4 protein-coding genes and 1 pseudogene are annotated in these 7,377 nt (G+C 61.3%); all 5 read left to right on the forward strand.

The window, feature by feature from the left end; all coding sequences use genetic code 11:
• The first annotated feature begins 159 nt into the window (after nt 1–159).
• A complete protein-coding gene (gene gluQRS, locus ACE04F_RS06815; RefSeq protein ID WP_486105542.1) occupies nt 160–1,041 on the forward strand; it encodes a tRNA glutamyl-Q(34) synthetase GluQRS in 882 nt (293 codons plus the stop codon).
• Nucleotides 1,042–1,119: 78 nt separating this feature from the next.
• Nucleotides 1,120–1,296: a hypothetical protein gene (locus tag ACE04F_RS06820; RefSeq protein ID WP_003176118.1), complete on the forward strand. Its 177-nt coding sequence runs from the start codon at nt 1,120–1,122 to the stop codon at nt 1,294–1,296.
• Entirely contained in the window at nt 1,280–4,234 is a 2,955-nt protein-coding gene (locus tag ACE04F_RS06825; RefSeq protein ID WP_486105543.1) for a sensor histidine kinase, read from the forward strand. Before ACE04F_RS06820 ends, ACE04F_RS06825 begins: the two co-directional genes overlap by 17 nt.
• Before the next feature lie 22 nt (nt 4,235–4,256).
• Nucleotides 4,257–5,693: a sigma-54-dependent transcriptional regulator gene (locus ACE04F_RS06830; protein ID WP_434628241.1), complete on the forward strand. Its 1,437-nt coding sequence runs from the start codon at nt 4,257–4,259 to the stop codon at nt 5,691–5,693.
• 714 nt (nt 5,694–6,407) lie between these two features.
• A pseudogene (gene pcnB / locus ACE04F_RS06835) lies at nt 6,408–7,377 on the forward strand (polynucleotide adenylyltransferase PcnB); the annotation flags it as partial.

Raw genomic sequence — 7,377 nt, forward strand, 5'->3', positions numbered from 1 at the left:
TGCACACCCCCTTGCGGGAGCGAGCCTGCTCGCGAAATCGGTGGGTCAGCCAGCTTTGATGTGACCGATACTCCGCTATTGCGAGCCGGCTCGCTCCCACAGGGGATATGCTTTGTTGTCGAGATTGCCTACCGCCCTGACCCCAATGACATTCGCCCTATGACCACTTACATCGGACGCTTCGCCCCCACCCCCAGCGGCCACCTGCACTTCGGCTCGCTGGTCGCCGCCCTGGCATCGTACCTCGATGCCCGGGCCGCGGGCGGGCGCTGGTTGTTGCGCATGGAAGACCTCGACCCACCGCGGGAAGAGCCCGGCGCGCAAGCGGCGATCCTGAATGCGCTGCAAACCTATGGTTTTGAATGGGATGGCGAAATGGTCCGCCAGAGCGACCGCCATGAAGCCTATCAACTGGTCATCGATCGCTTGCTCAGCCAAGGCCTGGCCTACGCCTGCACCTGTTCGCGCAAGCAACTGGAACCGTATCAGGGTATTTACCCGGGGCTATGCCGCAACGCCGGCCACGACACCAAGGACGCCGCCATCCGCCTGCGCGTCCCCGAGCTTGACTATCACTTCACCGACCGGGTCCAGGGCGAATTTCGCCAGCATCTGGGCCGTGAGGCCGGTGATTTCGTGATCCGTCGTCGTGACGGGCTCTACGCCTATCAGTTGGCGGTGGTGCTGGACGACGCCTGGCAAGGCGTCACCGATATCGTCCGCGGCGCTGATCTGCTGGACTCCACGCCGCGCCAGCTCTACCTGCAGGAACTCCTCGGGCTGCCGCAACCGCGTTACCTGCATGTGCCGCTGATCACCCAGCCCGACGGGCACAAGCTCGGCAAATCCTATCGTTCACCGCCGCTGACAGCGGACCAGGCCACGCCGCTGCTGTTACGGGCATTGCGCGCACTGGGCCAGCAACCGGGCCCGGAGCTATTCGAAGCCAGCCCCCGCGAACTGCAGGCCTGGGGCATTCGGCACTGGGATGCGAGCAAGATCCCGTGCGTCCTCACCCTGCCCGAAGCGCAAATACCATGACGGCCCTTGCAGCCTGCCGCCTATCCGTTACCATCGCCGCACGTTTTCGGGCACGCGCATAAATAAAGAGAGGCCGGGATGTACATCTATCGCTTGGTCCTGCTCCTGGTAGTCGGGATCTACCTGTTCTCCCCGGCCATCATGGATTGGTGGATCGATGCCACGGGTGCCTGGTATCGGCCGTATCTGCTCTGGCTGATCCTGATCGTCGTGACCTTCATCCTGCAGAGCCAAAAAGATGCCGATGAGCTTTAGCCTGACCCAGATGATCCTGATCAGCGCCGGCTACCTGGCGGTGCTGTTCGGCGTGGCCTGGATCAGCGAACGAGGCATGATCCCCCGGGCAATCATCCGCCACCCGCTGACCTACACCCTGTCGCTGGGGGTCTACGCCAGCGCATGGGCATTTTATGGCACGGTCGGGCTGGCCTATCAGTATGGCTATGGTTTCCTGTCCAGCTACCTTGGGGTGTCCGGGGCCTTCCTGCTGGCGCCGGTGTTGCTTTATCCAATCCTGAAGATCACCCGTACCTACCAACTGTCATCGCTGGCCGACCTGTTCGCCTTTCGCTTTCGCAGCACCTGGGCCGGCGCGCTGACCACGATCTTCATGCTGGTCGGCGTGTTACCGCTGCTCGCTCTGCAAATCCAGGCCGTCGCCGATTCCATCAGTATCCTGACCCGCGAACCGGTGCAACACCGAGTAGCGCTGAGCTTCTGCGCGCTGATCATTCTGTTCACGATTTTTTTCGGCTCCCGGCACATCGCCACCCGGGAAAAACACGAAGGGCTGGTGTTCGCCATTGCCTTTGAATCGGTGATCAAGCTGATTGCCATCGGCGGCGTCGGTCTCTACGCGTTGTACGGCGTGTTCGATGGCCCGCAGCAGCTTGAGCTCTGGCTGCTGCAGAACCAGACCGCCCTCGCCGCCCTGCACACGCCGTTGCAGGAAGGCCCGTGGCGCACGCTGTTGCTGGTGTTCTTCGCCTCGGCAATCGTGATGCCGCACATGTACCACATGACCTTCACCGAAAACCTCAACCCGCGCTCACTAGTCAGCGCAAGCTGGGGCCTGCCGCTGTTCCTGCTGTTGATGAGCCTGGCGGTGCCGCTGATCCTGTGGGCAGGTCTGAAACTCGGCGCCAGCACCAATCCGGAGTACTTCACCCTCGGCATCGGCATTGCCGCCAACAGCAAGGCCCTGGCATTGCTGGCCTATATCGGCGGGCTGTCGGCGGCCAGCGGCCTGATCATCGTCACCACCCTGGCGTTGTCGGGCATGGCCCTCAATCATCTGGTGCTGCCGCTCTACCAGCCGCCGGCGGAAGGAAACATCTACCGTTGGTTGAAATGGACCCGCCGCGCGCTGATCGTTGCGATCATCATGGCCGGTTATGGTTTCTACCTGATGCTGGGCGACGGGCAGGACCTGGCCAACCTGGGCATCGTCGCGTTCGTCGCCACCCTGCAGTTCCTGCCCGGCGTGCTGTCGGTCCTGTATTGGCCAACCGCCAATCGCCGCGGCTTTATCGCCGGGCTGCTGGCGGGGATCCTGGTCTGGCTGGTCGCGATGCTGTTGCCGCTGCTGGGCAACCTGCAGGGTTTCTACATCCCGCTGCTGAACATGATCTACGTGCTCGACGACACCAGCTGGCACATGGCAGCCATCGCCTCGCTGGCGGCGAACGTGCTGATGTTCACCTTGATTTCGCTGTTCACCAACGCCAGCAGTGAAGAAGCCAGCGCCGCCGAAGCCTGCGCCGTGGATAACGTGCGTCGCCCGCAACGCCGCGAACTGCACGCCGCCTCGCCCCAGGAATTCGCCACGCAACTGGCCAAGCCGCTGGGCGCCAAGGCCGCACAAAAGGAAGTCGAACAGGCCCTGCGCGATCTTTACCTGCCGTTCGATGAGCGTCGCCCGTACGCGTTGCGTCGCTTGCGCGACCGGATCGAAGCCAACCTGTCCGGCCTGATGGGCCCCAGCGTGGCCCAGGACATGGTCGAAACCTTCCTGCCTTACAAGGCGGGCGGCGAAAACTACGTGACCGAAGACATCCACTTCATCGAAAGCCGCCTCGAGGACTACCATTCGCGCCTCACTGGCCTCGCCGCCGAGCTGGATGCCTTGCGCCGCTACCACCGCCAGACCTTGCAGGAACTGCCGATGGGCGTCTGTTCGCTGGCCAAGGACCAGGAAATCCTCATGTGGAACAAGGCCATGGAGGAGCTGACCGGCATCGCCGCCCAGCGCGTGGTCGGCTCGCGCCTGAGCACCCTGGGCGAGCCGTGGAAAGGCTTGCTGCAAGGCTTCATCGATCTGCCGGACGAACATCTGCACAAACAGCACTTGGCGCTCGACGGCCAGACCCGTTGGCTGAACCTGCACAAGGCGGCGATCGACGAGCCGTTGGCGCCGGGCAACAGCGGCCTGGTGCTGCTGGTGGAAGACCTGACCGACACCCAGATGCTCGAAGACAAACTGGTTCACTCCGAGCGCCTGGCCAGCATCGGACGACTGGCCGCCGGCGTGGCCCACGAAATCGGCAACCCGATCACCGGCATTGCCTGCCTGGCGCAGAACCTGCGCGAAGAACGTGAGGACGACGGCGAGCTGACGGAAATCAGCGGGCAGATTCTCGAACAGACCAAGCGCGTGTCGCGCATCGTCCAATCGTTGATGAGTTTCGCCCACGCCGGTGGCCACCAGCACAACGACGAGCCGGTATGCCTGGCCGAAGTCGCGCAGGACGCCATTGGCCTGCTGGCACTCAACCGGCGCAATTTCGAAGTGCAGTTCTTCAACCTGTGCGACCCGGATCATTGGGTCGATGGCGACCCTCAGCGGCTTGCCCAAGTGCTGATCAACCTGCTTTCCAATGCGCGCGACGCCTCGCCGGCCGGAAGCGCGGTCCGAGTCAAGAGCGAAGCCTTTGAACACACGGTCGACTTGATCGTCGAAGACGAAGGCAGCGGAATTCCCCAGAACATCATGGACCGATTGTTCGAACCTTTCTTCACCACCAAGGATCCTGGCGAAGGCACCGGTCTGGGCCTCGCACTGGTCTATTCCATCGTTGAAGAGCATTATGGACAAATCACCATCGACAGCCCGGCCGATGTTCAGAGCCAACGCGGCACCCGTATCCGGGTGACCTTGCCGCGTCATGTCGAAGCGACGTCCGCTGTGAACTGAGACCGTCGAGAGAATCGAATCAATGCCGCACATTTTGATCGTCGAAGACGAAACAATTATCCGCTCCGCCTTGCGCCGCCTGCTGGAACGCAACCAGTACCAGGTCAGCGAAGCCGGTTCCGTGCAGGAAGCACAAGAGCGTTTCAGCATTCCAACGTTTGACCTGATCGTCAGTGACCTGCGCCTGCCTGGTGCCCCCGGGACCGAGTTGATCAAGCTCGGCCAGGGCACGCCTGTGCTGATCATGACCAGTTATGCCAGCCTGCGCTCGGCGGTCGACTCCATGAAAATGGGTGCGGTCGACTACATCGCCAAGCCGTTCGACCACGACGAAATGCTCCAGGCCGTCGCTCGAATCCTGCGTGACCGACAAACGGCGAGCAGCCAGCCTTCGGAACCGACGAACGGCAAAGCCGCGGCTCCAGGCAAGGCGGGCGCCAGCAACAGCAATGGCGAAATCGGCATCATCGGCTCCTGCCCACCCATGCAGGACCTTTACAGCAAGATCCGCAAAGTGGCGCCGACCGATTCCAACGTCCTGATCCAGGGCGAGTCCGGCACCGGCAAGGAGCTGGTGGCCAGGGCGCTGCATAACCTGTCCCGCCGAGCCAAGGCGCCGATGATTTCGGTGAACTGTGCGGCCATCCCGGAAAGCCTGATCGAGTCCGAGCTGTTCGGCCATGAGAAAGGCGCCTTCACCGGTGCCAGCGCAGGGCGTGCCGGCCTGGTCGAGGCGGCGGATGGCGGCACGCTGTTTCTTGACGAAATCGGCGAGCTGCCCCTGGAAGCCCAGGCGCGGCTGTTGCGCGTCCTCCAGGAAGGCGAGATTCGTCGAGTCGGTTCGGTCCAGTCGCAGAAAGTCGATGTGCGCCTGATCGCCGCGACGCACCGCGACCTCAAGAGCCTGGCGAAAATCGGCCAGTTCCGGGAAGACCTGTATTACCGGCTGCACGTGATTGCCCTGAAGCTGCCACCGCTGCGCGAGCGCGGCGCGGACGTCAACGAGATCGCCAATGCCTTCCTCGCCCGCCAGAGCGCGCGGGTCAACCGCACTGATCTGAAGTTTGCCCCGGACGCCGAACAAGCCATTCGTCATTACGCCTGGCCGGGTAACGTCCGAGAGCTGGAAAATGCCGTGGAGCGCGCGGTGATCCTGTGCGAGAGCCCGGAAATTTCCGCCGACCTGCTGGGGATCGACATCGAATTGAGTGACCTGGACGATGAAGAATTCATCGGCCTGGCCCCTCAACAGGGCGGCGGCGCCAACAACACCAGCCACGAGCCCACCGAAGACCTGTCGCTGGAGGACTACTTCCAGCACTTCGTCCTGGAGCACCAGGACCACATGACCGAGACCGAACTTGCGCGCAAGCTGGGCGTGAGCCGCAAGTGCCTGTGGGAGCGCCGCCAGCGCCTGGGTATCCCACGCCGCAAGACGGGCGTCGCCAGCGAGAGCTGAAACACGCAGGTAACACCGCAGGATGTGAAAAAACTGTTACCTCAGCTTTTTCACGTAACAGATGCCGGGGTTTACGGTAACGAAGCCCCGGCTTTTTTTCGCCTCGAAAAAACCGCTATAACCATAGAACCCCCGGTTTCGCTGGGCCTTCCAAAAGTTGGCACGCACCCTGCTATAGCTTTGGTACAAGAACAATAACAAGCAATACACAAGACAATAAAAATAAGACGAATCGACTCACGCACAATAAAAACAAGACGGCGAGAGGCGCAGCTAACTGATTCTTTTGGAGAGGCGTTGTATTTGGGGCTTGCCCCACAACCAGGCCGAGAACAATAAAACTGTCTCAAGACAGGTGCCTGAACTGGTTGGATCGATTGATCACTGCAACACAGCGACCAAAGCAATCCGTTTGCTCTTGGCTCCCGATTGGGAGGGTCACGAAGGGAAACCTCGTGACGTGGGCACTCAACAAAAACAAGAAGCCCGAAACCAATAATAAAAACAGAGCACGCAACTAATTCTGGGGGAGCTTCGGCTCCCCTTGTGGTTTCTGTCATTCCGCCTTCCCGGCAGCCTACAAGCTTGTCGCCTAAAGCTTGCAGCTCAAAACTCCTGCGTCCTACACCATCCCTCGACTAAATGCTAGAATCCCCGCCCATCATGCGGTCATTCCTCGTTTTTGGCCGAATATTCCTTCAAACAGTGCATCCCATGCTGAAGAAGCTGTTCCAGTCATTCCGTTCTCCCTTGCGTCGTACGCAACACATCCGCAGCACGCCTGAAGTGCTCAACAGCGGCCAGCACTCGTTGCAAAAGGCCCAATTCAGCCGTTACGCGGTTAACATCGTCGAACGCCTGCAGAACGCCGGCTACCAGGCTTACCTGGTCGGTGGTTGCGTGCGCGACATGCTGTTGAATATCACGCCCAAGGATTTCGACGTCGCCACCAGCGCCACGCCAGAGCAGATACGAGCCGAGTTCCGCAACGCGCGGATCATCGGGCGGCGCTTCAAGCTGGTGCATATCCATTTCGGCCGCGAGATCATCGAGGTGGCGACGTTCCGCGCCAACCACCCGCAAAACGACGAAGAAGAAGACAGCAACCAGTCTTCGCGCAACGAGAGCGGGCGCATCCTGCGCGATAACGTCTACGGCACATTGGAAGAAGACGCGCAGCGCCGCGACTTCACCATCAATGCGCTGTATTACGATCCGGTCAGCGAACGCATCCTTGATTACGCCAACGGCGTTCACGACATCCGCAACCGGCTTATCCGCCTGATTGGCGATCCCAGGCAGCGTTACCAGGAAGACCCGGTGCGTATGCTGCGAGCCGTGCGTTTCGCCGCCAAGCTGGATTTCGGCATTGAAAAGCACAGCGCCCTGCCGATTCGCGAACTGGCGCCGATGCTGAGGGAAATCCCGTCGGCGCGCCTGTTCGAAGAAGTGCTCAAGTTGTTCTTGTCGGGTCACGCCGCAGACACCTTCGAAATGCTCGTCGACCTGCAGTTGTTCGACCCGCTGTTCCCCGCCAGTGCCGAGGCGCTGGAATACAACCCGACCTACACCCACACCTTGATCAGCGAAGCGCTGATCAACACCGACCTGCGCATCAAGCAGAACAAACCGGTGACCCCGGCGTTCCTGTTCGCCGCCTTGCTCTGGCCCGCCCTGCCCGCCC

The organism is Pseudomonas sp. AGC41 (assembly GCF_057334555.1).

Coding starts and splice junctions, on each gene's coding strand:
- ACE04F_RS06830 (WP_434628241.1), top strand. CDS start 4,257: ATGCCGCACATTTTGATCGTCGAAGACGAAACAATTATCCGCTCCGCC.
- ACE04F_RS06820 (WP_003176118.1), top strand. CDS start 1,120: ATGTACATCTATCGCTTGGTCCTGCTCCTGGTAGTCGGGATCTACCTG.
- ACE04F_RS06825 (WP_486105543.1), top strand. CDS start 1,280: ATGCCGATGAGCTTTAGCCTGACCCAGATGATCCTGATCAGCGCCGGC.
- gluQRS (WP_486105542.1), top strand. CDS start 160: ATGACCACTTACATCGGACGCTTCGCCCCCACCCCCAGCGGCCACCTG.